Origin of the sequence: Herbiconiux daphne (assembly GCF_024979295.1) — a bacterium.
GTDB lineage: Bacteria > Actinomycetota > Actinomycetes > Actinomycetales > Microbacteriaceae > Herbiconiux > Herbiconiux daphnes.
In genome coordinates, this window is sequence record NZ_JANLCJ010000001.1 from 675,547 (window position 1) to 700,815 (window position 25,269).

Below are 25,269 nucleotides of genomic sequence, written 5' to 3' on the forward strand. Positions count from 1 at the left end.
GTCGAGACCCCGGGCGGCCGCGCTACTTCAGCAGGCGGGAGAGCACGCGGTCGGCGAGCGGCTTGCCGCCCGTCTGGCAGGTGGGGCAGTATTGCAGGCTCGAGTCGGCGTAGGTCACCTGGCGCACGGTGTCGCCGCACACCGGGCACGCCTCGCCGGTGCGGCCGTGCACCTGCAGACCCGACTTCTTCTCTTTCTTGAGCTCGGAGGCCGCGAGCCCGTCGGCGCGTTCGATCGCCCCGCGGAGGGTGCTCTGCACCGCGGCGTAGAGCACCGACACCTCGGCCGGCGTCATGGCCGCGGGCTTGAAGGGCGACATCCGGGCGGTGTGCAGGATCTCGTCGGAGTAGGCGTTGCCGATGCCCGCGATGATCGACTGACTGCGCAGCACGCCCTTGATCTGAGAACGGCCGGCCGCCTGCAGGATGCCGGCGAACACGTCTTCGGTGAAGTCGTCGTCGAGCGGGTCGGGGCCGAGCCGCGCGACCCCGGGCACCTCGGCCGGGTCGCGCACCAGCGAGATGGCGAGACTCTTCTTGGTGCCGGCCTCGGTGAGGTCGAAGCCGGTGCCGTCGTCGAGCACCAGCCGCGCCGCGAGCGGGCCCTTGCCCGGCCGCCCCGAGGGTGGCGGGGGAGGCCCGTCGCGCCAGCGGAGCCAGCCGGCGCGCGCCAGGTGCATCAGCAGGTGCACGTCGCCGATCTCGACGTCGAGGAACTTGCCGTGCCGCGACACCGATCGCACGACCTGCCCGTGCAAGGCCGAGACGGGCGGGTCGAAGGTCTTGAGCGCCGCGAACGAGACCACGTCGAGGCGGTCGACGATGCGGCCGGTCAGGCGCGCACCGAGGTCGGCCACGAGGGCGTGGACTTCAGGCAGTTCGGGCACGCCACCAGTCTGCGCCCGGCCGCCGACATCCGCCCCCCTGTTCGCGGAAGGCGTGCTGCCGGGTAGCGTGGGCCAGATGAACTCCGAGACCTGGTTGCCCGTGGCCGACGGCGTCTTCCAGAGGCGCTACGACCCGCTCGACGTGTCGGTCGTGGCCATCGTCGGCGACACCGGCGTGACCGTCGTCGACACCCGCAACAACCCGGCCGAGGCCGACGAGATCGTCGCCGACGTGCTGAGCGCGTTCGCCGCGCCCATCGTGGCGGTGATCAACACCCACGCGCACTACGACCACACCTTCGGCAACCAGCGGTTCGTTCGCGCGCCGGGCTTCGCCGGGGTGCCGATCTACGGCCACCAGCTCATCCCCCGGCACTACGAGCGGTTCGAGGCGCCGCGGCTCGAGGCCGCCCAGGCCGACCCCGCGCGCGAACCCGGCAAGCGGTGGGCCGACGTGCAGCTCACGCCGCCGACCGAGCTCATCGGCGGGCCCGTCACCATCCACCCGGGCGGCCGCGAGATCGAACTCGTGCCGATCGCTCCCGGGCACACCGACACCGATCTCGCGATCTTCGTTCCGGATGCCGCCACCTGGCTGCTCGGCGACGTGATCGAGCAGTCGGGCCCGCCCATGTTCGGGTCGGGATCGTACCCGCTCGGCTGGCCCGACGCCCTCGACGAGCTGCTCGAGCGCATCGACCCGGGCGCCGTCATCGTTCCGGGCCACGGCTCGCCCGTGGACCGGGCGTTCGTGGTGCGGCAGTCGGCGCAGCTGCGGGCGGTGGCAGAGCTGATCCGGGCGTCGCACGCCGCCGCGACTCCGGTCGCCGACGTGGTGGTGCCGGCCGCCCTCGCCGAGCTCTGGCCCGATGGGTTCATGCGGTCGGCGCTCGAAGCGGGGTACGCCCAGCTCGACGAGTCGCCCGGCGGCGCGTAGCCGCGGCGCCACGGCTGCCGCGGCTGCGTCGGTCTGACGGTGGCCTTCCGCGCGCCCGCGCACCGGTTCTACGATGGTGCCACCGCTCACGAAGGAGTCCGCAATGTCGCAGAAGATCAGCACCTTCCTCTGGTATGACACCGAGGCCGAGCAGGCGGCCGAGTTCTACGTGTCGCTGTTCGACGACTCGCGCATCCTCAACGTCACCCGCTACCCCGAGGGCAGCCCGATGCCCGGCGGGGTCGCGCTGGGCGTGGAGTTCGTGCTCGCGGGCATCGAATACCAGGCGCTGAACGGGGGCCCGGGGCATCCGTTCACCGATGCCGTCTCGATGTTCACCCGGGCCGACGACCAGGCCGAGATCGACCGGCTCTGGAACGCGTTCACGGCCGACGGCGGAGAGCCGGGGCCGTGCGGCTGGGTGAAGGACCGCTTCGGGCTGTGGTGGCAGGTCGTGCCGCAGATTCTCAACGTGCTGCTCGCCGACCCCGACCCGGCGAAGGCGTCGGCCACGTTGCAGGCGATGCTGGCGATGTCGAAGCTCGACATCGCCGAGCTGCGCGCGGCGCACGACGCCGGCTGACCTACCAGCGCACCCCGCCGGCGCACCCCGGCGCCCCCGCTATTTGCGACTGGCGCGGTTGGCGAAGCGCTGCTGCAGCAGCACGGCGATCACGATGATCACGCCCTTGGCGATGGCCTGCACCGACGTCGAGAGGTTGTTCTGGGTGAACACGTTGGTGAGGGTCGAGAAGATCAGCACGCCGAGCACGGTGCCCATGATCGTTCCGCGGCCGCCGACGAGCAGCGTTCCGCCCACCACCACCGCCGCGATCGCGTCGAGTTCGTAGAGCGTGCCGTGGGTGGAGGTTCCCGCCGTGGTGCGGGCGAGCATCATCACGCCCGCGATGCCGGCGGTGAGGCCCGACAGCACGTAGAGGTACATCATGTGGCGCTTGACCTTGATGCCCGCCAGGCGCGCGGCCTCGAGGTTGCCGCCGATGGCGACCGTTCGGCGGCCGAAGGTGGTGCGGTTGAGCAGGAACCAGCCGGCGAGCACCACGATCGCGAAGATCCAGATCAAGATGGACACGCCCAGGATGTCGCCGCGGAAGAAGTCGAGAAAGCCCTGCTGGCGCACGATCTGGGTGGTGCGGTTGGCGAGCACCTCGGCCAGGCCACGGGCCGCGACGAGCATGGCGAGGGTGGCGATGAACGCCACGACGTTGCCATAGGCGATCACGATGCCGTTGATCAACCCCGCTCCGGCCCCCACCGCGAGGGCGATGATCACCATGACGATCCAGTTCGACGCGTCGGCGAAGTTCTGCACCCACGAGAGCGTGGCGACCACGCTGGCGAGGCCGAGCACCGACCCGACGGAGAGGTCGATGCCGCCCGCGGTGATGACGAAGGTCATGCCGATGCTCACCACGCCGATGATCGAGGCGAACCGGATGATCGTGAGCACGTTCTCGACGTTGGCGAACCGGTCGCCCGCGGTGATGGTGCCGACGACGAAGAGGGCGAGCAGGGCGATGACGAGGCCGATGCTGCGGCCGGCCGAGCCGCCGAGCACGCGGTTCAGCACGCTGCGCTTCTCGTCGTGCGGCGGAAGCCCGCCGGCGACGTGCCCTTCGCCCGCCAGCGCGGCCTGGGCTTCTGACGAGTTCTGCTCGCTCACGCGGCACTTCCTTTCATGACCAGGTCGAGCACGCCGTGCTCGTCGATGTCGCTCGCGTCGGTGGTGTGGATGACACGGCCCTCGGCGACCACGAGAACGCGGTCGGAGAGCCCGAGCACCTCCTCGATCTCGCTCGAGATCACCACGATCGCCGTGCCCGACGCCGCGAGCGACCGGATGAGGCTGTAGATCTCGGCCCGGGCGCCGACGTCGACGCCGCGAGTGGGTTCGTCGAGCAGCAGCACCCTGGTGCCGTGCACGAGCCACCGGGCCAGCAGGATCTTCTGCTGGTTGCCGCCCGAGAGGGTGCGCGCCGGCCGGTCGGGATCGGCCGGCCGCAACTCGAGGCCCTCGAGCTGCGTGCGGGCCACCTGGCGCTCGGTGCGCTCGTTGAGGAAGCCGAGTCGGGCCCAGCGGCCGAAGCTCGCCAGGGTGACGTTGCGGTAGACCGGTTCGTCGAGGATGAGCCCCTGACTCTTGCGCTCCTCGGGTGAGAGCCCCATGCCGGCGTGCACCCCGGCCCGCACCGATCCCGGTTCGACGGGCGCGCCGTCGACCTCCACGGTGCCCGACGTCTGCTTGCGGGCTCCGTAGACGGTCTCCATGATCTCGGACCGGCCCGACCCCACGAGGCCCGCGAGGCCCACGATCTCGCCGGCGCGCACGTCGAAGCTGACCTCGTCGAAGATGCCGCGCAGCGCGAGGCCTTTGACCGAGAGCAGCACGGGGGCGTCGGCCGCGACGGGCACGGCGGGCGGAAAGACGTTCTCGACCGTGCGGCCGGTCATCAGGCGGATGAGGTCGGCGGTGGGCGTCTCGGCGACGGCGAGATTGGTGGCCATGGTGCGGCCGTCTTTGATCACCGTGATGCGGTCGCCGATCGCCCGGATCTCTTCGAGCCGGTGCGAGATGTAGATCACGGCGATGCCGTCGGCCGTGAGTTCACGCACCACGCGGAAGAGGTTCTTCACCTCTTCGGAGTCGAGCACCGCCGACGGCTCGTCCATGATGATGAGCTTCGTGTCGTGGCTGAGCGCCCGGGCCATGCTGACGATCTGCTTGTTCGCGGCCGACAGTGTGCCGACCTCGCGGTTCGACGAGATGGTGCCGTGACCGAGCCTCGTCATGATCTCGTGGGCCCGCCGGCTCGTGCGCCGGCGATCGGTGACGCCCGCCCGGGCGAACTCGTGGCCCAGAAAGATGTTCTCGGCCACGGTGAGGCCGTCGACCACGTCGAGTTCTTGATACATCGTCGCGATGCCGAGGCCCAGGGCGGCCACCGGGTCGGAGATCGTGGTCGCCTCGCCCTGCCACACGAACTCGCCATCATCGGGCTGGTAGACCCCGGAGAGCGTCTTGATGAGTGTCGACTTGCCGGCGCCGTTCTGACCGAGCACACAGTGCACCTCGCCCGGCAGCACCTCGAGATCGACCCCCTTGAGGGCCTGGACACCGGCGAAGGATTTCGTCAGTCCGCGCACTTCGAGCAGCGGCATCCCCTGGTCGACATTGATCATGATCGCAAGCTAGCAGAATTGTTCGCGGCACGCATCAAATTAGGCTCAAGCCGCCGACAACCCATGTTTCACGCGGAATTTGAGCGCATCAAAATCGTTAGCACGCGGCAATTTCTGAGGGCGACAAACCGAATTCGGTCTGTTATGTTGCATGAAACGTCAATGTGGACGAAGCAACGACGCACCTCCACGTTGGCGCGCAGACACCTGCACCCATCACTAGGAGGAACACATGCTTGCACCACGCTCGCTACGCAGCCGCTTGCTGCTCGCATCCGGAGCATCACTCGCGGCCGTCGCGCTGATGACCGGTTGCACCTCAGGAGGTTCCACGACCTCGACCGGCGCCGCCGCCGAAGAGAACACGGTCGAAGACAACGCGGCCGCGGGCGACACCATGACGATCGGCTTCTCGGGCCCGGCCGCCGACCACGGGTGGCTGGGCGCCATCAACTCCGCCGCCATCGCCGAGGCCGACAAGTACTCCGATGTGAACCTCGTCGTGGCCGAGGGTACCAACGACGCCAACCTGCAGATCAGCCAGGTCGAGACGTTCATCAACGACGGCGTCGACGCCATCGTGCTGCTGCCCACCGACGGCGCGGCGCTGACGGATGTCGCGATCAAGGCCATGGAGGCCGGCATCCCGGTCATCAACGTCGACCGCGAGTTCTCGAGCACGTTCGCCGCCCGCACCACCATCCTCGGCGACAACTACGGCATGGGGGTGAGCGCCGGCACCTACATCTGCGAGCAGCTCGAGGGGCAGGACGACGCGGTCGTGGCCGAGATCGCCGGCATCGACAGCCTGCCGCTGACCCAAGACCGCAGCCAGGGCTTCGCCGACGCGCTCGACGACTGCGGGCTCGAGGTCACCAATCGGGTGGCGGCCGACTTCACCGTGCAGGGCGGGGAGGCCGCAGCCTCGCAACTGCTGGCCTCGGCACCGAAGATCGACGCCATCTGGAACCACGACGACGACCAGGGCGTGGGTGTGCTCGCCGCCATCGACGCCGCGGGCCGCGACGAGTTCTTCATGGTCGGCGGCGCCGGTTCGGCGAACGTGATGCGCGCCATCCAGGCCGACGACACGGTGCTGAAGGCGACGGTCATCTACCCGTCGACGCAGGCAGCCGACGGCATCAGCCTGGCTCGCCTGATCGTGCAGGGCAAGGGCATGAGCGACCTGGTCGAGTCGGCCGTGCCGCGCAAGATCCAGCTCTACGCGCCCGTCGTCACCAAGGAGAACGTCGACATCTACCTGCCGAGCGCGTTCGAGTCGTAACCGGTGCGTGCGGTCGGTCGGCGCGCCCTGGTGCCGGCCGGCCCCCACCTGCCCCGTGACAACCAGTGAGGAAGAGACGAAGCGATGACGGCAGCATCACTCAGAGTGGCGATGGTGGGCAACGGCTTCATGGGGGCCGCTCATTCCCAGGGCTGGCGGGTCGCGCCGCGGTTCTTCGAGCTCGCAGCGACTCCTGAGACGACCGTGCTCGTGGGGCGCGACGAGCACCGCGTCGCCGCCGCGGCCGACAACTGGGGCTGGCACGAGACCTCGACGTCGTGGCGCGACACGATCGCCCGCGACGACATCGACGTGGTCGACATCGTCACCCCGGGCGACTCGCACGCCGAGATCGCCATCGCGGCGCTGGAGGCCGGCAAGCACGTGCTCTGCGAGAAGCCGCTCGCCAACACGGTGGCCGAAGCCGAGGCGATGGCCGCGGCGGCCGAACGGGCGACCGAGCAGGGCATCCGCGCGATGGTGGGCTTCACCTACCGCCGGGTTCCTGCCGTGACGTTCGCCCGCGATCTCGTGGCCGCGGGTCGCATCGGCCAGGTGCGCCAGGTGCGCGCGGTCTATCTGCAGGACTGGCTCCGCGACGCGGAGTCGCCCATGACCTGGCGGCTCGACAAGACCCGAGCGGGCTCCGGCGCGCTCGGCGATATCGGCGCGCACGCCGTCGACCTCGCCCAGTTCGTGACCGGCCGCCAGCTGGCGAGCGTCTCGGGTGTGCTCGAGACGCTCGTGGCCGAGCGGCCGCTGCTCGCCGAGGGGCGCGGCCTCTCCGGCACGGCCGCCGCCGAACGCGGGCAGGTCACCGTCGACGACGTCGCCCTGTTCACCGGGCGGTTCGACGACGGGGTGCTCGGCAGTTTCGAGGCCACCCGCTTCAGCACGGGCCGCAAGAACGCCCTGCGCCTGGAGGTGTCGGGGTCGGATGGCGCGATCGCCTTCAACCTCGAAGACCTCAACTCCCTGCAGTTCTACGACGCCACCGCCGACCCGGCCGTGCAGGGATTCACCAAGGTGCTCGTGACCGAACCCGAGCATCCGTATGTCTCGGCGTGGTGGCCGGCGGGCCACATGCTGGGTTACGAACACGGCTTCTCGCACCAGGCGCGCGACTTCGTCGATGCCATCGTGAGAGGCGAACAACCCCGGCCGTCGTTCGCCGACGGGCTGCAGGTGCAACGGGTGCTCGACGCCGTCGAGACCAGCTCGGGTGCCGGCAGCGCCTGGACAGCCGTCTGACCCCCACCGACCACACGAGGAGAACACCATGGCACGACCGATCACCCTCTTCACCGGCCAATGGGCCGACCTGCCGTTCGAGCAGGTGGCGCAGCTGGCGGCCGACTGGGGCTACGACGGCCTCGAGATCGCCTGCTGGGGTGACCACCTCGATCCGTGGCGGTGGAACGAACCCGGCTACGTCGAGGGCAAGCTCGCCGTGCTCGAGAAGCACGGGCTGAAGGTCTATGCCATCTCGAACCACCTCAAGGGGCAGGCCGTGTGCGACGATCCGATCGACCAGCGGCACCGCGACATCCTGCCCGACGTGGTGTGGGGCGACGGCGATCCCGAAGGCGTGCGTCAGCGCGCGGCCGAGGAGATGAAGAACACGGCCCGTCTCGCGGCCGCCCTCGGCGTGAAGACGGTCGTGGGGTTCACCGGGTCGAGCATCTGGAAGTACGTCGCGATGTTCCCCCCGGTGTCGCAACAGCTCGTCGACGCCGGCTACCAGGACTTCGCCGACCGCTGGAACCCCATCCTCGACGTGTTCGACGAGGTGGGCGTGCGCTTCGCCCACGAGGTGCACCCGAGCGAGATCGCCTACGACTACTGGACGACCGTGCGCACGCTCGAGGCGATCGGCCACCGGCCGGCCTTCGGCCTGAACTGGGATCCGAGCCACTTCGTCTGGCAGGAGCTCGACCCGGTGGCCTTCATCCTCGAGTTCGCCGACCTCATCTACCACGTCGATTGCAAAGACGTGAAGATGAACACCGGCAACGGGCGCAACGGACGGTTGAGCTCCCACCTCGCCTGGGCCGACCTGCGCCGCGGCTGGGACTTCGTGTCGACCGGGCACGGCGACGTGCCGTGGGAGAAGAGCTTCCGCGCCCTCAACGCCATCGGCTACGACGGGCCGATCTCGGTGGAGTGGGAGGACGCCGGCATGGACCGCCTGGTCGGCGCCCTCGAGGCCCTCGCCTTCGTGAAGAGCCTGGCGTTCGACGCGCCGAGCGCCGCCTTCGACGCCGCGTTCAGCACCCGATAGTCTGCCCGGGATGTTTGTGACTGAGCCCCCGATCTTCGGTTCGGCGAGCACGGCGACGACGAACGACCAGACCAGGCGCACCAACCTCTCGCTCATCCTGTCGCTCGTGCACCATCGCGGCAGCCTCACCCGGGCGGAACTCGCCCGCGTGACCGGTCTCAACCGATCGACGGTCGCGACCCTCACCGGCCAGCTCGGTGAACTGGAACTGCTCTACGAGACATCGCCGGGCACGAGCACCACGGTGGGCCGGCCGAGTTCGCACGTTCACGCGAACCCCGCGACGGCGGCCCTCGCCGTCAACCCCGAGATCGACGCCATCACGATCGGGCTGGTGGGGCTCGGCGGCCGTGTGATCAAGCGGATCCGCTATCCCACCCAGCGCATCCCGTCGGCCCAGGAGGCGACGAACATCGCCGCGGCCGTGATCGACGGCATGCGGGGCGAACTCGACTCGGTGTACCGGATCGTCGGCGTGGGGGTGGCGGTGCCCGGCCTGGTGCGGGCCGAAGACGGCCTGGTGACCTATGCCCCGCACCTCGGCTGGAACGACGAGCCGATCGCCCGCATGATCGCCGACGCCACCGGCTACCCGGTGTGGGCGGCGAACGACGCCTCGCTCGGCGCCGGTGGTGAGCTGCTCTTCGGGGCGGGCCGGGGCTCGATCGACCTGCTCTACCTCAACGGCGGTTCGAGCGGCATCGGCGGGGGAGTGGTGACCGGCGGGCAGTTGCTCACCGGCACCGACGGCTACGCCGGCGAGCTCGGTCACACTCTCGTGAACTCGGCCGGCGTGCGGTGCCATTGCGGGGCCATCGGATGCCTCGAGACCGAGGTGTCGCGGCAGCGCCTGCTCGACGCGGCTGGCCTCGACGTGGTGGGGCTCGACGGGGTGGGGCTCGACGGCGGCGACGGCGACGAACTCGAGGCCGCGCTCGCGGAATCGCGCGACCCGGCGGTGGGCGCCGAGGTCGACCGGCAGATCGGCTTTCTGTCGGTCGCGCTGCGCAACGCCGTCAACGTGCTGAACCCCGAGCGCATCGTGCTCGGCGGGTTTCTCGCCACGCTGCACTCGCTGGCTCCCGAGCGCCTCGCGCAGGCCGTTCGGGCCGATGCGCTCGACGGGCCCGCCCACGACGTGCACATCTCGGCTGCCGGGCTCGGCTCGAACCTGCTGATGATCGGGGCGGCCGAACTCGCGTTCTCGGGGCTGCTCGCCGACCCGGCCCGGGTGGCCGCGAAACCGAGCGGCCTGCTGGCGTCGGATGCCTGACGTGCAGGGCGGGCTGGGCGTGCCGCGTGTCGCCACCGGGCGCGCGGCGAATTTGTTGTTTCGGCGCTGATAATATCGAGGGCGTCCCTCACCACCGGGGGTCGACCTTCGAACATCGCCGGAATGACGGCTCGAGGACGGTGCGACGTGACGGCCCAGAACACAGCGAAATCTCCTCGCCGAAGCGGAGCCCGTGGCAACAGTCTCGACGACGTGCGCCGCAACAACCTCTCGGCCGTGCTGCGTCTCGTGCACGTGACCGGCTCGGTCACCCGGGCTCAATTGACGCGGGAGACCGGCCTCAACCGTTCGACCATCGGCGCCCTCGTCGGCGAGCTCGTGGAGCGCGGACTCGTCACCGAGACCGAACCCGGCACCACGCGTCAGGTCGGCCGGCCGAGCCTCGTCATCAAGCCGGGCCGGCGGGCCGTCGCCCTCGCGGTCAATCCCGAGCTCGACGCCGTGACCATCGGTCTGGTCGCGCTGGGCGGCCAGGTGATCAGGCGCATCCGTTACGACACGGTGCGCGTGCCTCCGGTGGAGGAGGTCGTCAACATCGTCTCGGCCGTGGTCGCCGGCATGCGCGGCGAGCTGGAGTCGTCGTATGCCACGGTCGGCGTCGGGCTGGCGGTGCCCGGGCTGATCCGCGGGCGTGACGGTCTCGTGAATCTCGCCCCGCACCTCGGCTGGCATCAGCAGCCGCTGGCGGAGATGCTGCAGCAGTCGCTGGGCTTTCCGGTGTTCGCCGCCAACGACGCCGCCGCGGGCGCTCTCGCCGAGAGCGTCTTCGGAGCGGGCCGGGGGGTGCGCAACCTCGTCTATCTGAATGGCGGAGCGAGCGGAATCGGCGGTGGGGTGATCGTCGACGGCCACCTGATGACCGGCGAGAGCGGCTACGCCGGCGAGCTCGGGCACACCCTGGTGAACAGCGCCGGTGTGCTGTGCCATTGCGGGGCCACCGGATGCCTCGAGACCGAGGTGACCCGTGCGGCCCTGCTCGAGGCGCTGCAGGTGCCCGGGTCGCGATCGGAGATGCTCGACGAGGCCCTGCGGGCGCGGTTCGCCGACCCGGCGGCGGTCGACCCGGCGCTGGCCGAGCTGGTGAACCGCCAGGCCGATTTCCTGTCGGTGACCCTGCGCAACGCGGTCAACCTCTTCAACCCCGAGGTCATCGTGCTCGGCGGGTTCCTGGGGTCGCTGTTCGAGGTCGCGGGCGACCGCATCGTGGATGCGGTGTCGACGTCGGCCATGCGCGGGCCCCGTGACTCGGTGCGCATCGTGCGGGCATCCCTCGGCCGCGATCTGCTCATGGTGGGCGCGGCGGAACTGGCGTTCGCGCCGGTGCTGGCCGACCCGGCGGGCAACGCGCCTCTCGTCGCCTGACGGCGGCGGTGCGTTCCTCCGGTGCCGGTCAGGGCAGGCGGCGCAGCGTGTTCTCGGGGTCGAGCTTCTGCAGCAGGGCCTGCATGATCTCGTCGAGCTGGGTGACCTGCTCGTCGGTCAAGCGGTCGATCACGTAGTCGCGCACTGTCTCGACATGGCCGGGCGCGGTCTGCACCACCTTCTGCCACCCTGCCTCGGTGAGGTGCGCGTTGGTGGCACGACGATCGGTCGGGCACGGCGAGCGCTCGACGAAGCCCCGGCTCTCGAGGCGGCTGACGACGTGCGAGAGCCGGGGCAGGGTCGAGTTGGTGGTGGCGGCGAGCGCGGTCATGCGCAGGGTGTGCTCGGGCGACTCGGAGAGCTTCGCCATCACCAGGTATTCGAAGTGGGTCAGCTGCTCGTCGTGCTGCAGCTGCGAGTCGAGCACGGCCGGAAGCAGCTCGACCACGGCTTCGAGACGGATCCACGCCCGTAGCTGTTCCGGCGTCAGCCAGCGTGCCCCATCCATGCTTCGATCATAAGTCTCTTGTCGAGACAACCTTTGCGTCGGATGTGCGATCTCTCTGCGACCGCCGTGGTCCCGCGGTCGCCGCGACGGCCGCGCTCACAGCACGAAGAGCATCTCCTGGTAGGTCGGCAGCGGCCAGAGGTCGTCGGAGACGATCTCTTCGAGGGCGTCGGCCGCGGCCCGCACCTCGGCCATGGCCGGCAGCAGCGCGCTGCGGGCGTGCTCGGCCTCGGCCAAGGCTTCGTGCCCGACGTCCGCCGCCAGGGCGGTGCGAAGGCCGGCGAGCGCGGATCGCAGCGCGGCGATGGGCGTCGACACCTCCTCGAGCGGCGCGAGGTCGACCTCGACACCGGCGGCCTTCAGCGCCGCGATGTTCGTGGCCACCTCGGTCTGGTGCCGCACCGCCGCGGGCAGCACGACGGTCGCGCCGATCTCGAGTGTGAGCTTCGCCTCGACGGCGATCGTGAGCGTGTACTGCTCGAGCCCGATCTCGTAGCGCGAGTGCATCTCGCGGTGGTTGAACACCTTGTACTTCTCGAACAGCTCCAAGGCGGCCGGGGTGATGAGCTCGGGCAGCGCGTCGAGGGTGGTCTTGAGGTTGGCGAGCCCGCGCTTCTCGGCTTCGATCGGCCAGGCGTCGGCGTAGCCGTCGCCGTTGAACACGACGGCGCCGTGCTCGGTGATGATCTCGGTGAGCAGGGTCTGCACGGCCTCGTCGAAATCGGTGCCGGCCGCGACATCCGCTTCGAGCTTCGTGGCGATGTAGTCGAGCGAGTCGGCCATGATCGTGTTGATCGTGACCATCGGGCCGCTGACCGTCTGCATCGAGCCGGGTGCCCGGAACTCGAACCGGTTGCCGGTGAAGGCGAACGGGCTGGTGCGGTTGCGGTCACCCGGGTCGGTCGGCAGCACCGGCAGGGTGTCCACGCCGATGGTCATCGATCCCTTGCCCTTCGAGCTCGTGGCCGGGCCCTTGGCGATCTGCTCGAAGATGTCGGCGAGCTGGTCGCCGAGGAAGATCGAGATGATGGCGGGCGGGGCCTCGTTGGCGCCGAGACGGTGGTCGTTGGTGGCGGAGGCGACGGATGCGCGCAGCAGGCCCGCGTATTTGTGCACGGCCCGGATGACGGCGGCGCAGAACACCAGGAACTGGGCGTTGTCGTGCGGGTTGTCGCCCGGCACGAGCAGCGAGCCGAGCTCGGAGTTGCCGAGCGAGAAGTTGACGTGCTTGCCCGATCCGTTGACGCCCTGGAACGGCTTCTCGTGAAAGAGGCACTCCATGCCGTGCTTCTTGGCGATGGTCTTGAAGGTGGTCATGAGCAGCTGCTGGTGGTCGGCGGCGATGTTGCCGCGCTCGAACATCGGCGCGATCTCGAATTGGCCGGGAGCGACCTCGTTGTGCCGCGTCTTCGCGGGGATGCCGAGCTTGAACAGCTCGCGCTCGGTGTCCATCATGAAGCCGAGCACGCGCTCGGGGATGGCGCCGAAGTAGTGGTCGTCGAACTCCTGGCCCTTCGGCGGCTTCGAGCCGAAGAGGGTGCGGCCCGAGTTCACCAGGTCGGGGCGGGCGAGGAAGAAGTGGCGGTCGACCAGGAAGTACTCCTGCTCGGGTCCGCAGAACGACACGACCTTCTTGGTGTCGGTGTGGCCGAAGAGTCGCAGGATGCGCTCGGCGTGCTCGCCCATCGCCTGCTGCGAGCGCAGCAGCGGCGTCTTGTGGTCGAGGGCCTCGCCGGTCATCGACACGAACACGGTGGGGATGCACAGGGTGTTGCCATTGGGGTTCTCGAGCACATAGGCCGGGCTCGTGACATCCCAGCCCGTGTAACCGCGGGCCTCGAACGTGTTGCGCAGGCCGCCGTTGGGAAAGCTCGAGGCGTCGGGCTCGCCCTGGGTGAGCGTCTTGCCGGCGAACTCGGCGAGGGCGGTGCCGTCGCCGACAGGCTCGAAGAAGCTGTCGTGCTTCTCGGCGGTGAAGCCGGTGAGGGGGTAGAACACGTGGGCGTAGTGGGTGGCGCCCTTCTCGAGTGCCCAGTCCTTCATGGCGCTCGCCACCGCGTCGGCCACGAGCGGGTCGAGGGTGGCGCCGTGCTCGATGGTCGACATGACCGACTTGTAGACCGACTTCGGCAGGCGCTTCTGCATCACGACCTGGTTGAAGACGTTCTCGCCGAACACCTCGCCCGGCGCCTCGGTGTCGATGAACACGGCCGCGGGGGGCACGTAGGCCTCGACATCACGGATCGCTTGCAGGCGCACGGTATTTCCACTCACGGGTCATCTCCCTCGACGCGGCGCTGGGTAGTCCGCCGGGTGCGGTGCCGCTTCGTTCACCCTAGGGATGCGGCGTGGCGGGGCTGTTTCGGGCGTGTGACGGTTTCGGTCCTCGTGGCAGGCCGGTGGCGCTCGTTCGGGGGTGGGCGGGCGCCGGCTCGGTTCTCGCGTCGGCTGTGCCGCTACCGGGTGAGCGACACGAGTGCCCACTGGCGCACCTGGCCGAAACGGGTGGCGGCGCAGGTCGACAGCAGGCGATCGGAGAGCTCTTCGGCGAGTTCGATGGTGATGGGTCCGGCGGCATCCGTCAGCGTCACCGTCCAGGTGCCGTCGTCGTGCCACTGCTCGTCGATCGGTTCGTAGGCGCTGAGGCGGTCGTCGCCGAAGTGCTCGCGAGCGTAGTGCTGGGCGGCCTGTGCCGGGTGCGACAGCGAGCTGCGGCCGCGGAAGTACTCCTCGACCACCCGGCCCTCGCGGTAGGCGTCGGCGATGCCCACCGCGTCGGCGTCGTCGACCCGGCCGTAGTAGAGCCCGTGCGGCAGCAACACCATGGTGGCGGCGAAGCGGTCGCCGCCGAGGTGCGAGCACTCCCAGGTCTCGTCGGGATGCGCGTCGGCGAGCTGCCGCACCGCCTGCCGGCCGCGCACCGCGCAGCACTGGTCGTGCCGGCCATGGGCGCACACGGCGTAGATCGGGGCGTCGGAGGCGACTCCCGTGGAGCCGTCGAGCGGCACGTCGAGCAGCTTCTCGGGGGAGTCGACCTCGCCCCAGCGCACCTGCTCGTGGCCCGGCCGGGAGTCGACGAACGCCCACTTCCAGGTGGTCTGCGGGGTGCGGCGCCCGGTGCGCCGGATGGCGAGCGGGCGCATCCCGGCCGCCTCGATGCGCGTCACGAGCGCGCGGCCGAGCTCAGCGTCGAAGGGCGGATCGAGAAGCGCCTTCGCCCCCCACGCCGCCGCGTTCTCGATCAGGAACCACTGCATGCCCCGCGACCCCGTGGCGAACAGCGGATCCACCCTCTCCCGCGACCGATCGCTGCACGGCAGCCACTCGGGCACCCCGTCCTCGTCACTCATGCGCCGCCCCGCCCCCGGCCGCGCGCGCGCCCGCCGCGGCTCGCCCGTCGCCGCTGACCCGTCGCCCGCCGCCAGCTCCCTCGCGCCCCGCCGCCGGGAGGCCGTCCCCCGCTCGGGAGGCCAGTATGGCCGCCCGAACGCGGCGGCGCGTGTGCTGGCCTCCCGTAAGAAGGGCGGGTGGCTCCGTCCCGAGCAGGCCGGCCCGCCACAGCGCTGCCGCGGTGGGGAGGCCAGCGACTGCTACCGTCGGGAGGCCGTTCCCCGCTCGGGAAGCCAGTATGGCCGCCCTAGCGCGGCGGCGCGTGTGGTGGCCTCCCGAAAGAAGGGCGGGTAGCTCCACCCCGAGCGGCTCGGCCAGCAGTGCGGCCCCCGCCGTCGGGAGGCCGTTCCCCGCTCGGGAGGCCGGAGTGGTCGCCCGAAGGACGGGGGGCGCGGGGTGGCCTCCCGAAGGGAGAGCGGGGAGGGGGCCCTCGGGGGGTGCCGCCGAGGGCGACGGATGGCGCGGGGGCCGCATCAGGCCGGAACCAGGATGCCCTCGCGCAACAGGCGGCGCACCACGACCACGGCGTCGTCGACGTCGAGGCCCGGCAGGTCGGCGAGCAGCACGTCGCCGCCGGCGTGCAGGCGTCGAACGGCGGCTTCGGCCTCGGCCGGCAGCGCAAGGGTCTTCGTGGGTGTCGTGATGCGCACGCGCGAGCCCGAACCGGTGTCGCTCACCGCGATGCGGGCCGAGAGCGAGCCCCGCCAGCGAACAAGGGATGTCCCGTCGAGCGCCGCGATCGCATCGACCGTCGCGAGCGGGGCCACCGGCTCGGGGCGCGTCGCATCGGCGAAGCGCGAGGCGAGGCTGCGCGAGACGAGGGCGGCGGGATCAGCAGCCCGGAAGACTTCGGGGGCGGCAGCGTCGTCGGCGACGTCGCGGGCATCCGGAATCGCCGACAGCGCGCGCACGAGATCGGCGACGGTCTCGTCGACGATCGGCCGCAGGGTCTCGGGGTCGGACCAGTCCACACCGAGCGGCAGCGACCCGCGAAGGCCGGCGACGTCGTCGAGCGTCGAGACGAGCGCCTTCACCACGTCGGCGCGCGTGTAGGCCGAGACGCCGATGGTGAGGTGCACGGAGGTTCCGCCGAGGGCTTCGGCGGAGTGGATCCAGCCGCGAGGAAGATAGAGGGCGTCGCCCGGTCGCAGCACGGCGTCGACGGCCGGCTCGTTGAGGGCTTCGCGCGCCACCGCCTGGCGGTGGTCGCCCCAGGGCTGGTTGCGCAACGGGTCGGGGTGCACGGGGGAGTGGATGCGCCAGTGCTTCTCGCCCGCGATCTGGAGCACGAACACGTCGTGCACGTCGTAGTGCGGGTCGAAACCGCGCGACGAGGCCGGTGTGACGTAGGCGTTCACCTGAGTCGGATGCCCGAGGTCGTCGACGAGGCGCCGGGTGAAGTCGATCAGCGGCGGCCACAGCCGGTGCAGCCCCTGCAGCACGATGGTGGCGCCGTTCGCGAACTCGGCCAGCACCTTCTCGGAGCTCACCTGGTCGCCGATCTCGGCCCCGAAGCCGCCGGCCCCGGTGAACGACGCGGGCGGCAGAACACTGCCCTCGTGCGCCATGCGGATGAACGGGGTGCGGAGCCCGCGACGCGTCACGAGCTCGTCGACGACGGCTTCGCTGAACAGATCGTCGAACGGCTCGGCCAGGGTGGATGCCGCGGAGAGCAGCGGACGCCGGCCCCAGTAGTCACGGGCGAACTCGTCGGGCCCGACGTTGATGCAGCGAGAGAGCGCGGGCCGGCTGACCGACCCGCGCTCGATGTCGATCGTCAAGCCGACCCGTCGGCTCCGCCGTCGTGCCCACCGGGGTTCGCGCCACCGTCTGCGGTGCCTTCACCCTCGTCGGCCGAGCCGTCGGCTCCGCCGTCGTGCCCGTCGGGGTTGGCGCCGCCGTCTGCGGTGCCCTCGCCACCCGCGGCCGAGCCGTCGGCTCCGCCGTCGTGCCCGCCCGGGTTCGCGCCGCCGTCGGCGGTGCCTTCGCCGCCCTCGGCGGGTTCGGTCGAGATGTCGTCGTCGTTGATTGCCATCGCGCAGGTTCTCCAATCAATAGCGACGGTGAGTGCCGTCGATTCGAGCGTACGCCGCGCCGCGCCGGCCGCACCACTCGGATTGGAGGAATGTTACGGCCGCGCATCCCCGGTCACGGCGGGCCGTAGAGGGTGGTGAGCTGGGCGGCGATGCGCGCGAGCTCGGCCCGCACCTCGCCGGGTTCGAGCACCTGCGCGAACGCACCCCAGCCGGCCAGCTGCCGAGCGATCATCGTGGCCGTCGGAGCCGAGACACGCACGCGGCTGCGCCCCTCCTCGAGCTGCTCGAGCACCTCGCATCCCAACCCGAACTGCGAGCGCAGGAACGACAGCAGAGGCGCCGCCACGATCACGATCGCCGAGACGGCGGTGCGCTCCGACTCGACGCCGGCGACCACGCGGTTCCAGGCGTCGCCCAGGTCGAAGTCGGCCGGCCGCTCGATCGGCGCATCCGTCAGCACGAGCGAACGGATGCGGTCGACCCGGAAGGTGCGCTCGACCAGGCCGCCGTCGGCGAGGGTGGTCGAGCCGATCGTGCTGCCGCGCGCGGCCGACGGCTCGACCCCGCCCACCAGGTACCAGACCTCGTTCTTCTCGACGAGCCCCCAGGGCGCCACCGCGTAGTCGGCCTCGGGGCTCGACCAGCCCGCGTAGCGGAGTCGCACGGCCACGCGCCGCACGACGGCCGCCTGCAGGTCGTCGAGGAACTCCGGTCGCGCGCGTTGCGATCCGCCCCACGCAGCCGGATCGACGAGCACGGCGCCTGCCGCCGCCTCGGCGTCGGCGCGGAAGGTGGCCGGCAGGGCGCGCACGAGTTTGCGCAGGGCGGCCTTCGCCGCGGGGTCGATGGCCGCGGCCGGCCCGAGCAGCAGGAACAGGGACTGAGCCTCGGGCGACGACAGCCCGCTCAGGTCGGTGCGCGCACCCCCGAGCAGCGACCATCCTCCGCCGCGACCGGCCTGCGGATAGACCGGGATGCCGGCACTCGACAGTGCCTCGAGATCGCGCCGGGCCGTGGCGAGCGAGACTTCGAGCTCCTCGGCGAGCTCGGCGGCGGTCACCCGGTCGCGCGCCTGCAACAGCAGCAGGGTGGCCACGAGACGATCGGCGCGCATGTTCTCATTCTGCTCAGAAAAGTAGTCAATTGATGAGCACTTTGGCGGAGCAGACTGGTGCGATCACCTCAAGAACACCCAGACGAAGGAGAAGGAACCATGTTGCGAGGACTGTCCACCGTGAGCTTCTGGGCCGCCGACCTCGACGCCGCCGAAGCCTGGTACGCCGACGCGCTCGGGATGCCCGCCTACTACCACGTGCCCGGATACGTCGAATTCCGCGTGGGCGACTTCGAGCACGAGCTCGGCATCATCGACGCCGCCTACGCTCCGGCGACCCGCACCGACGGGCTCGGCGGCGAGATCGTGTACTGGCACGTCGACGACGTCGACGCCGAACTCGCCCGCTTGATCGATCTCGGCGCCACGCTGCACGAGGGAACGGTCGAACGCGGGCCCGGCTTCGTGACCGCATCGGTGATCGACCCGTTCGGCAACATCCTGGGCATCATGTTCAACGCGCACTACCTCGAGCAGGTCGCGGCGCATCCGGCGACGGCTTGAGCGCCGCCGACGCACTCGCCCGCGCCTTGATCGCCTCGATGACGTCGGTCTTGGCGTCGGCGTAATCGTTCATGTCGAGCCACGGCCGGTCGAGCAGGGTGCGCTTGGTGCGCTCGTAGAGGGCGCGGTCGCCGGCATCCGATCGCAGGTGATCGCGCAGCAGAAGATAGTCGCCGATCGCGGGGTCGCCGCGCTCGTAGACGTGCACGTGCACATCGCGGGCCGGCGTGCGCACGAGGCGGTGTCCGGGCTCGCGCACCCGCAGCTCGTAACCGGCGGCGAGCAGAGGGGCGAGGTAGAGCTCTTCGGCGGTGATGTCGTCGACCGCCACGACGATGTCGACGATCGGTTTCGCCGCAAGCCCCGGCACCGCCGTCGAACCGATGTGCTCGATCGTGAGTGCGGCACCTGCACCGGCACCCGTACCGGCATCGCCGCCGCTGTCGCGCTCCGCCACCGCCGCCCGGATGCGCGCCCGATGCTCGAGGAACACCCCCGGCCAGCGCGCATCATAAGCCTGCAACTCGACCTCGACCGGCTCGGGCCCACCGACAAGCTCGACCGTGGTGACATCCGGATGCCGCCGCTCACGCCTCTCGCTCACGACGCCGCCCTCGCCGCCGAGGGGTCGCTCCGCTGCGCGCTGACCAGCCGGTGCAGGCGCTCCCGCGCGCTGCGCAGCTCGGTGAGGAGGGTGACGTCGTCCGGCCCCCGCAGCCACGCCTCCATCGACGAGTCGAACAGCACCGAACCGACCGAGGCGGCGAGTGCCGCGTCGTCGTCGGCCGCACCCCCGGCGACGAGGGCGTCGCGCATCGCTTCGGCGAGTGCCGCCGATTTCAGCAGCTCCCGCTCGCGCAGCTGCGGCTCGGACCGCACGATGGCCCGCCGGGCCAGGATGTCGCCACGCCACCTCTCGAGGTCGCCCGCGGCGACCGCCTCGAGCCCGTGCAGCACGAGCGCCATCGGGTCGAGACCGGCGGGTGCCTCGGCGAGAAGGCCGGCCACCACGGCGGGGAATTCGCGTTCTCGCAGGAACAGCACGTCGCGTTTGTCGGCGAAATGGCGAAAGAACGTGCGCGTGGTGAGCCCGGCCCGCGCGGCGATGTCGGGCACCGTCGTGGCGGTGTAGCCGCGCTCGGAGAAGAGCTCGATCGCCGCTCGCTCGAGCCGAAGCGCGGCGTCGGGTGCCCAGCGTGCCATGCATCGACTCTAATCGATGGCACGACGTGTCATCAAGACGTATGATGGCATCACGTGTCATCACTTCGATGGCCAACCGGTCGCCGCCCACCAGTCAGCGACACCGATCACCGACAACCGACCCGACAACCGACCCGACGCCCGGAAGGCCCCGATGCCCCAGAACTCCGCCGCATGGCTCCCCTCCGCTCGAGCCGACCTCGTCGTCGGCCCGGCCGACCGCCGCGAGCCCGGGCCGGGCGAGCTCGTCATCCGCAACCGCGCGGTCGCCGTCAACCCCCTCGACGAACTCAAGCAGTGGACGGGCGACCTGATGTATCGCTGGCTGCCGTCACCCGCCATCCTCGGCGAAGACGTCGCCGGCGAGGTCGCGGCGGTCGGTGCGGGAGTCGACCGTTTCGCGGTCGGCGACCGGGTCGTGGCCTACGCCGTGGGCATGGAGCGCGGGCGCCGGCACGAGGCCGAGGGCGGTTTCCAGCTCTTCACCGTGGTGCGCGAAGACCTCGCGGCCCGAATGCCTGACGATCTGGCCTTCGAGCAGGCGGCGGTGCTGCCGCTGGCGCTCTCGACGGCGGCGACCGCCCTCTTCCAGCGTGACCACCTCGCGCTCCCGCATCCCTCAGCGGTGCCGGTGCCCACGGGCAGAACGGTCGTGATCTGGGGCGGTTCGACGAGCGTGGGCAGCAACGCGATCCAGCTGGCCGCGGCATCCGGGCACCGCGTGGTCACGACCGCCTCGCCTCGCAACCACGACCGCCTGCGCGAGCTCGGCGCCGACCTCGCGATCGACTACCGCAGCCCACGGGCGCTCGCCGATGTCGTCTCCGCGGTCGGAGGGGCGGATGTCGCGGGCGTGCTGGCGGTCGGCCGCGGCTCTGCGGAGCCCTCCGTGGCTGTCGCGGCCGCCACCGGTGCCCGGCGGGTCGCCCTGGCGAGCCCGTCGGTGTCGTTCGGCGCCCTGCCGCGTCGCGCGGGCCCGAGCGCGGCGTTCGTGCGCACGATGACGGCCCTGGTGGCGCGCAACATCGCCCTGCAGGTGTCCGCGCGCCGCGCGGGAGTGCGGGCGCGGTATGTCTGGGGCAGCTCGCTCATGACGAACGACGTCGGCCCGATGCTGTGGCGCGACTACCTGCCCGCCGCGCTCGCCGAAGGGCGCCACGTCTGTGCGCCGACGGCCGAGGTGGTGGGCGACGGGCTCGAGTCGGTGCAGCCCGCCCTCGACCGGCTGCGTGCCGGTGTCTCGGCACGCAAACTCGTCGTGCGCCTCTGACCGCTCACTCGCCGCCGCCGCCCGCCCTGCGCCGCGAGGGTCCGCGGGCGACGAGATACAGGATGACGCCGAGCACCAGAAACGCGGCGCCGAACGCCCACACGATCGGCTCCTGCTGGGTCAGCAGCAGAAGGCACGAGGCCACGCCGAGAACGGGCACGGCGGTCCAGACCCGGAAGTGCTTGTGCTCGACCGTGTCTTTGCGCAGCACGAGCACCGCCACGTTGGTGCTGATGAACACGAACAACAACAGCAGCACCACGGCCGATGCGAGCGTGGTGAGGTCGCCCACGAGCGTGAGCAGCATGGCCAGCACGGTCGTCGCCACGATCGCCACCCAGGGTGTGCGGCGACCGGGCAGAACCCGTGCCAACACGCCGGGCAGCAAGCCCTGCTCGGCCATGCCAAAGGTGACCCGGCTCGTCATGATCATCGTCAGCAGGGCCCCGTTAGCCACCGCGATGAGTGCGATCAAACTGAACAGCCACGGCGGCACGGCGACACCCGTCGCGGCGACCACCGCGAGCAGGGGTCCGGATGACGCGGCCAGCTCGTTCGCGGGCAACGCGATCGCCGATGCCAACCCGACGAGCACGTAGACGACCCCGGCCATGATCAGCGCACCGAACAGGGCGCGAGGGTAGACCCGTGACGGGTCGCGCACTTCTTCGGCCACGTTCGCCGACGTCTCGAATCCCACGAACGAGTAATAGGCGATGATGGCCCCGCCGAGCACCGCGAGCCCGGGAGTGGTGCCCTCGGGGAACTCGGTGACGCGGGTCACATCGCCGCCGCCTCCGCCGAGCATGAGGCCCACGGCGGCGATCACGATCACGAGGCCCGACACCTCGATGACGGTCATGACCAGGTTGCTCTTCACCGACTCGCTGATGCCGCGTGCGTTGAGCGCGGCGACCAGCACGAGGAAGACCATCGCGGTCGGGATGGTGGGCAGGGGCAGGAACGTCTGCAGGTATTCGCCCGCGAACGCGATCGCCAGGCCGGCCGCGCTGGTGACGCCGGCGGCGAGCATGCTGAAGCCCACCAAGAACGAGACGATCGGCTTCGTGAACGCGCGCTGGGCGAAGATCGCCGCTCCACCCGCTTTCGGATACTTCGTGACGAGCTCGGCGTAGGAGCCCGCTGTGAGCAGGGCGAGCAGCAAAGCGAGCGCCAGGGGTGCCCAAAGGGCACCGCCGACCTCGCCCGAGAGCACCCCCATGAGCGCGTAGATGCCCGCTCCGAGAACGTCGCCGAGGATGAACAGGAACAGCAGCGGCCCGGTGATGCGCTGGGCGAGCTTCGACGGGCCGCCGCCCGAACCGACCGAACCGACTGAACCGTCCGCGGCGGAGGCGGATGCAGTGGTAGCGGCAACGGCGCCGCCATCGGCGCCGCCCGAGCCCGCGGCAGTGCCGCCCGAGCCCGCGGCACCCGCGCCCCCCTCGGCGCCGACCGGCGCGGTCACGCCCGACCGCCCCCTCGGCGCATCCGGGCGGCGGCCTTGCCGACCACTCGCACGGCCACGATGCCGGTGACGACCCAGGGGCCCGCGATGAGGATGGGGTCGATCCAGGTGTGACGGTTGTCGACCCGCTTCGAACCCCGCCGCGACGACAGGCCGTGCCGGCGGCCCTCGCTGAGGATGCCGGTCTCGGTGAGGGGGTTGTCGGGTCGACGGGTGGCGAACGACCTCAGGTGGTTGGTGATCGCATCCGCCCGGTCGCCGGCGATCAGAAGCAGCCAATGAGCGGCACGGGCTTCGCTGTAGCGATAGGCAGCCCGGCGGATGGCGCCCGAGATGCCGTGCAGCGGAGCCACGGTTCCGAACACGGGTGTGAGCATCGCGTGCTCGATCGACCGCTCCCGCGGCAGGAGTTCGGGCTGCCGGTCGGGAAACTCCCAGTGCGCCCCCGTCTCGTCGGGCGCGTATCGCTCGCGCGGCACGGAGGGGCGATCGGCCGGGTCGAGGTCGGCGCCCCAGCCGGGAATGCGGGCGCGCAGCTCGTCGCTCGTCTCGCGAACGGCGGGCTTGTCGGCGATGTACGGCCTGTGCAGATCCACGGTGTGCACTCCTTATGCGGCGTCGGTGGTGATGATGGTCTTGATGCAGCCGTCGAGCTTCGCCGAGAACATGTGGTAGCCCTCGGCGATGTGCTCCAGCGGGATGCGGTGGGTCACGATGTCGTTCGGCTTGAGGTGACCGTTCTTGATGTGCTCGAGCAGCCGTGGCCACTGCCGCTTGGCGGGAGCCTGATTCATCCGGAGCGTCAGCCCCTTGTTCATGGCGTCACCGAACTTCACGGCGCTGAAGATGGGGCCGTAGGCGCCCATCACCGAGACGGTACCGCCCTTGCGCACCGAATCGATGGCCCAGTTGAGGGCGATGGGGGAGCCGCCCTGCAGCTTGAGCTTGGCGGCCGTGATGTGCTGGGTGAGGTTGCCGTCGGCCTCGGCGCCCACCGCGTCGATCACGACGTCGGCGCCGAGGAAGTCGGTGGTGCGCTTCATCGTCACCACGATGTCGTCGTGCTCGGCGAAGTTGATGGTCTCGGCCTGCGCGAACTCGCGGGCCTTGGCCAGCCGGTACTCGAGGTGGTCGATCACGATCACCCGCCCGGCGCCCATGAACCACGCCGACTTCGCCGCGAACAGGCCTACGGGCCCTGCCCCGAACACCGCGACGGTGTCGCCCTCGCGGATGTCGCCGAGCTGGGCGCCGAAGTAGCCGGTGGCCAGCGCATCCGTCATCAGCAGGGCGTCTTCGTCGTCGAGCCAGTCGGGGATGACGGTGGGCCCGACATCCGCGAAGGGCACCCGCACGAACTCGGCCTGACCGCCGTCGTAGCCGCCGCAGGTGTGCGAGTAGCCGTAGATGCCGCCGACGGCCGTGGCGTTGGGATTGACGTTGTGGCAGTTCGAGAACAGGCCACGGGCGCAGAAGTAGCAGGAGCCGCAGTAGATGTTGAACGGCACCATCACCCGGTCGCCGACCGAGAGGTTCTCGACCGACGGACCCACCTCGTGCACGACTCCGATGAACTCGTGCCCGAAGGTGGTGCCCACCCGGGTGTCGGGCATCAGCCCGTGGTAGAGGTGCAGGTCGGAGCCGCAGATCGCCGCCTGCGTGACGCGGATGACGGCGTCGTTCGGGTGCTCGATGCGCGGGATGTCCTTCTCGTCGATGCGGATCTTGTAGGGCCCGCGGTAGACCATTGCTTTCACGGCGACTGCTCTCTGTGCGGTGGTTACTTGCCGGTGATCTTGTGCAGCAGGCCGGCGACGGGGCGCTGTTGCTCGCCCTGCTGAGCGGCCAGCACGATGAGCGTGCCGGTGAGCGCCGGGATGACCCACTGCAAGACCTTCTGCTTGCGCTGAGCGGCCGCGAGCTTCTTGGAGGCCTTCGCGTCTGGCTCGGTGACGCCCTCGCCGCCCTCATCGGCGTGCTTGCCGATGGTGGCGCCCAGGATGCCGGAGTAGAGGCTCGCGGCCGCGGCGACCCCCGTGATCACGAGCTTGACGCCGGTGTTCGTGCGCGCCTCGGGCTGGCCGGCCAGGCGTGCCTTGTTGCCGAGGATGAGGCCTGCGCCGCCGATGCCGTGGGCGATGATCGCCGTGAGCTGCACGGGTGCCCATTTCGCCCAGCCGAGCGACGACAAACTGAGGCGTTCGGTCGGGTCCGCCGCCTTGGCGGTGGCGCCGTTCAGGCCAACAGCTCCCATCAGGGTGCCGCCGAACCAGGCGGCGAGGCCGACGTCGTGGAGGGAGCGTACGAGCGTGTTGCGTTCTGACATGGTGTTTCCCGTCTTGAGGTCTGATTCTCACCATCGACCTGAAACGCAAAACGGCGACCCGGTTGACTCCGGCCCCGACTTGACGCAAGCACGGCGGCATCCGTAGGTCTCGTCGATCGAGCGGGCCGCGCGCTGCGGCACCTTCTGCGCCAGAAGGCAAGGGGGCGGCCGAAACCGGCGACGGGCCGAGAGTGGAGGGATGCG

Annotated in this window: 24 protein-coding genes; 9 read left to right on the forward strand and 15 right to left on the reverse strand. The window is 70.4% G+C overall.

Features of this window, described 5'->3' with window-relative positions:
* Positions 1 to 22 precede the first annotated feature (22 nt).
* Positions 23 to 886: an Fpg/Nei family DNA glycosylase gene (locus N1032_RS03510; protein ID WP_259537464.1), complete on the reverse strand. Its 864-nt coding sequence runs from the start codon at positions 884 to 886 to the stop codon at positions 23 to 25.
* Positions 887 to 962: 76 nt separating this feature from the next.
* Here N1032_RS03510 and N1032_RS03515 point away from each other — a divergent pair, with 76 nt between their 5' ends.
* Together N1032_RS03515 and N1032_RS03520 are read left to right on the forward strand one after the other, a co-directional pair.
* Positions 963 to 1,823, forward strand: coding sequence for an MBL fold metallo-hydrolase (locus N1032_RS03515; protein ID WP_259537465.1), 861 nt, complete (start codon positions 963 to 965; stop codon positions 1,821 to 1,823).
* Positions 1,824 to 1,926: 103 nt separating this feature from the next.
* Positions 1,927 to 2,406, forward strand: a complete 480-nt coding sequence (locus tag N1032_RS03520) for a VOC family protein (protein WP_259537466.1) — start codon at positions 1,927 to 1,929, stop codon at positions 2,404 to 2,406.
* Between the two features lie 39 nt (positions 2,407 to 2,445).
* Here the strand turns inward: N1032_RS03520 and N1032_RS03525 are convergent, their stop codons facing one another.
* A complete protein-coding gene (locus tag N1032_RS03525) occupies positions 2,446 to 3,507 on the reverse strand; it encodes an ABC transporter permease (protein ID WP_407932995.1) in 1,062 nt (353 codons plus the stop codon).
* Positions 3,504 to 5,024 (reverse strand): sugar ABC transporter ATP-binding protein, encoded by a 1,521-nt coding sequence (locus N1032_RS03530; protein ID WP_259537467.1) that lies wholly within the window; start codon positions 5,022 to 5,024, stop codon positions 3,504 to 3,506. Before N1032_RS03530 ends, N1032_RS03525 begins: the two co-directional genes overlap by 4 nt.
* A gap of 232 nt (positions 5,025 to 5,256) precedes the next feature.
* Between N1032_RS03530 and N1032_RS03535 the strand changes: the two genes are divergently transcribed.
* From N1032_RS03535 to N1032_RS03555, 5 genes are all read left to right on the forward strand, one after another.
* Positions 5,257 to 6,309 (forward strand): substrate-binding domain-containing protein, encoded by a 1,053-nt coding sequence (locus N1032_RS03535; RefSeq protein WP_259537468.1) that lies wholly within the window; start codon positions 5,257 to 5,259, stop codon positions 6,307 to 6,309.
* Positions 6,310 to 6,420: 111 nt separating this feature from the next.
* Positions 6,421 to 7,560, forward strand: a complete 1,140-nt coding sequence (locus tag N1032_RS03540) for a Gfo/Idh/MocA family protein (protein WP_259537974.1) — start codon at positions 6,421 to 6,423, stop codon at positions 7,558 to 7,560.
* Positions 7,561 to 7,588: 28 nt separating this feature from the next.
* Complete coding sequence (locus N1032_RS03545; RefSeq protein WP_259537469.1) at positions 7,589 to 8,590, forward strand: sugar phosphate isomerase/epimerase family protein; 1,002 nt, start codon at positions 7,589 to 7,591, stop codon at positions 8,588 to 8,590.
* Between the two features lie 10 nt (positions 8,591 to 8,600).
* Positions 8,601 to 9,863, forward strand: a complete 1,263-nt coding sequence (locus N1032_RS03550; protein WP_259537470.1) for an ROK family protein — start codon at positions 8,601 to 8,603, stop codon at positions 9,861 to 9,863.
* 147 nt (positions 9,864 to 10,010) lie between these two features.
* Positions 10,011 to 11,246, forward strand: a complete 1,236-nt coding sequence (locus N1032_RS03555; RefSeq protein WP_259537471.1) for an ROK family transcriptional regulator — start codon at positions 10,011 to 10,013, stop codon at positions 11,244 to 11,246.
* A gap of 28 nt (positions 11,247 to 11,274) precedes the next feature.
* Here N1032_RS03555 and N1032_RS03560 read toward each other — a convergent pair whose 3' ends face one another.
* The 6 genes from N1032_RS03560 to N1032_RS03585 form a co-directional block, all read right to left on the reverse strand.
* Complete coding sequence (locus N1032_RS03560) at positions 11,275 to 11,754, reverse strand: MarR family winged helix-turn-helix transcriptional regulator (protein ID WP_259537474.1); 480 nt, start codon at positions 11,752 to 11,754, stop codon at positions 11,275 to 11,277.
* Between the two features lie 96 nt (positions 11,755 to 11,850).
* Entirely contained in the window at positions 11,851 to 14,028 is a 2,178-nt protein-coding gene (locus tag N1032_RS03565) for a glutamine synthetase III family protein (protein WP_259537475.1), read from the reverse strand.
* A gap of 182 nt (positions 14,029 to 14,210) precedes the next feature.
* Complete coding sequence (locus tag N1032_RS03570) at positions 14,211 to 15,104, reverse strand: sucrase ferredoxin (RefSeq protein ID WP_259537476.1); 894 nt, start codon at positions 15,102 to 15,104, stop codon at positions 14,211 to 14,213.
* A gap of 513 nt (positions 15,105 to 15,617) precedes the next feature.
* The gene (locus N1032_RS03575) at positions 15,618 to 16,925 is read right to left on the reverse strand and encodes a cupin domain-containing protein (RefSeq protein WP_259537477.1); all 1,308 of its coding nucleotides are present in this window, start codon (positions 16,923 to 16,925) and stop codon (positions 15,618 to 15,620) included.
* Positions 16,922 to 17,179, reverse strand: a complete 258-nt coding sequence (locus N1032_RS03580) for a BatC protein (RefSeq protein WP_259537478.1) — start codon at positions 17,177 to 17,179, stop codon at positions 16,922 to 16,924. Before N1032_RS03580 ends, N1032_RS03575 begins: the two co-directional genes overlap by 4 nt.
* A 113-nt stretch (positions 17,180 to 17,292) precedes the next feature.
* Positions 17,293 to 18,294 carry a helix-turn-helix transcriptional regulator gene (locus tag N1032_RS03585; protein ID WP_259537480.1) on the reverse strand — a complete coding sequence of 334 codons (1,002 nt, stop codon included), beginning with the start codon at positions 18,292 to 18,294 and terminating at the stop codon, positions 17,293 to 17,295.
* A 99-nt stretch (positions 18,295 to 18,393) separates the two neighbouring features.
* Between N1032_RS03585 and N1032_RS03590 the strand changes: the two genes are divergently transcribed.
* The gene (locus tag N1032_RS03590; protein WP_259537483.1) at positions 18,394 to 18,798 is read left to right on the forward strand and encodes a VOC family protein; all 405 of its coding nucleotides are present in this window, start codon (positions 18,394 to 18,396) and stop codon (positions 18,796 to 18,798) included.
* On the opposite strand, the gene N1032_RS03595 is transcribed toward N1032_RS03590, so the two are convergent.
* Entirely contained in the window at positions 18,749 to 19,402 is a 654-nt protein-coding gene (locus tag N1032_RS03595) for a GrpB family protein (protein WP_259537484.1), read from the reverse strand. The genes N1032_RS03590 and N1032_RS03595 overlap by 50 nt on opposite strands.
* Positions 19,399 to 20,001 (reverse strand): TetR/AcrR family transcriptional regulator, encoded by a 603-nt coding sequence (locus N1032_RS03600; RefSeq protein ID WP_259537485.1) that lies wholly within the window; start codon positions 19,999 to 20,001, stop codon positions 19,399 to 19,401. Before N1032_RS03600 ends, N1032_RS03595 begins: the two co-directional genes overlap by 4 nt.
* Before the next feature lie 16 nt (positions 20,002 to 20,017).
* Between N1032_RS03600 and N1032_RS03605 the strand changes: the two genes are divergently transcribed.
* Positions 20,018 to 21,271: a zinc-binding alcohol dehydrogenase family protein gene (locus N1032_RS03605; RefSeq protein ID WP_259537486.1), complete on the forward strand. Its 1,254-nt coding sequence runs from the start codon at positions 20,018 to 20,020 to the stop codon at positions 21,269 to 21,271.
* A gap of 4 nt (positions 21,272 to 21,275) precedes the next feature.
* On the opposite strand, the gene N1032_RS03610 is transcribed toward N1032_RS03605, so the two are convergent.
* The 4 genes from N1032_RS03610 to N1032_RS03625 all read right to left on the reverse strand — a co-directional run bounded on the left by N1032_RS03610 (position 21,276) and on the right by N1032_RS03625 (position 25,065).
* Positions 21,276 to 22,559 (reverse strand): APC family permease, encoded by a 1,284-nt coding sequence (locus tag N1032_RS03610; protein WP_259537975.1) that lies wholly within the window; start codon positions 22,557 to 22,559, stop codon positions 21,276 to 21,278.
* Positions 22,560 to 22,735: 176 nt separating this feature from the next.
* On the reverse strand, positions 22,736 to 23,335 hold the full coding sequence (locus tag N1032_RS03615) for a hypothetical protein (protein ID WP_259537488.1): 600 nt from the start codon (positions 23,333 to 23,335) through the stop codon (positions 22,736 to 22,738).
* A gap of 12 nt (positions 23,336 to 23,347) precedes the next feature.
* Complete coding sequence (locus tag N1032_RS03620; protein ID WP_259537489.1) at positions 23,348 to 24,496, reverse strand: zinc-dependent alcohol dehydrogenase; 1,149 nt, start codon at positions 24,494 to 24,496, stop codon at positions 23,348 to 23,350.
* Positions 24,497 to 24,519: 23 nt separating this feature from the next.
* A complete protein-coding gene (locus N1032_RS03625) occupies positions 24,520 to 25,065 on the reverse strand; it encodes a hypothetical protein (protein WP_259537490.1) in 546 nt (181 codons plus the stop codon).
* Between the last annotated feature and the right edge of the window lie 204 nt (positions 25,066 to 25,269).

Coding starts and splice junctions, on each gene's coding strand:
- N1032_RS03625 (WP_259537490.1), bottom strand. CDS start 25,065: ATGTCAGAACGCAACACGCTCGTACGCTCCCTCCACGACGTCGGCCTC.
- N1032_RS03600 (WP_259537485.1), bottom strand. CDS start 20,001: ATGGCACGCTGGGCACCCGACGCCGCGCTTCGGCTCGAGCGAGCGGCG.
- N1032_RS03590 (WP_259537483.1), top strand. CDS start 18,394: ATGTTGCGAGGACTGTCCACCGTGAGCTTCTGGGCCGCCGACCTCGAC.
- N1032_RS03550 (WP_259537470.1), top strand. CDS start 8,601: ATGTTTGTGACTGAGCCCCCGATCTTCGGTTCGGCGAGCACGGCGACG.
- N1032_RS03580 (WP_259537478.1), bottom strand. CDS start 17,179: ATGGCAATCAACGACGACGACATCTCGACCGAACCCGCCGAGGGCGGC.
- N1032_RS03515 (WP_259537465.1), top strand. CDS start 963: ATGAACTCCGAGACCTGGTTGCCCGTGGCCGACGGCGTCTTCCAGAGG.
- N1032_RS03540 (WP_259537974.1), top strand. CDS start 6,421: ATGGTGGGCAACGGCTTCATGGGGGCCGCTCATTCCCAGGGCTGGCGG.
- N1032_RS03570 (WP_259537476.1), bottom strand. CDS start 15,104: ATGAGTGACGAGGACGGGGTGCCCGAGTGGCTGCCGTGCAGCGATCGG.
- N1032_RS03530 (WP_259537467.1), bottom strand. CDS start 5,024: ATGATCAATGTCGACCAGGGGATGCCGCTGCTCGAAGTGCGCGGACTG.
- N1032_RS03520 (WP_259537466.1), top strand. CDS start 1,927: ATGTCGCAGAAGATCAGCACCTTCCTCTGGTATGACACCGAGGCCGAG.
- N1032_RS03535 (WP_259537468.1), top strand. CDS start 5,257: ATGCTTGCACCACGCTCGCTACGCAGCCGCTTGCTGCTCGCATCCGGA.
- N1032_RS03605 (WP_259537486.1), top strand. CDS start 20,018: ATGGCACGACGTGTCATCAAGACGTATGATGGCATCACGTGTCATCAC.
- N1032_RS03560 (WP_259537474.1), bottom strand. CDS start 11,754: ATGGATGGGGCACGCTGGCTGACGCCGGAACAGCTACGGGCGTGGATC.
- N1032_RS03585 (WP_259537480.1), bottom strand. CDS start 18,294: ATGCGCGCCGATCGTCTCGTGGCCACCCTGCTGCTGTTGCAGGCGCGC.
- N1032_RS03545 (WP_259537469.1), top strand. CDS start 7,589: ATGGCACGACCGATCACCCTCTTCACCGGCCAATGGGCCGACCTGCCG.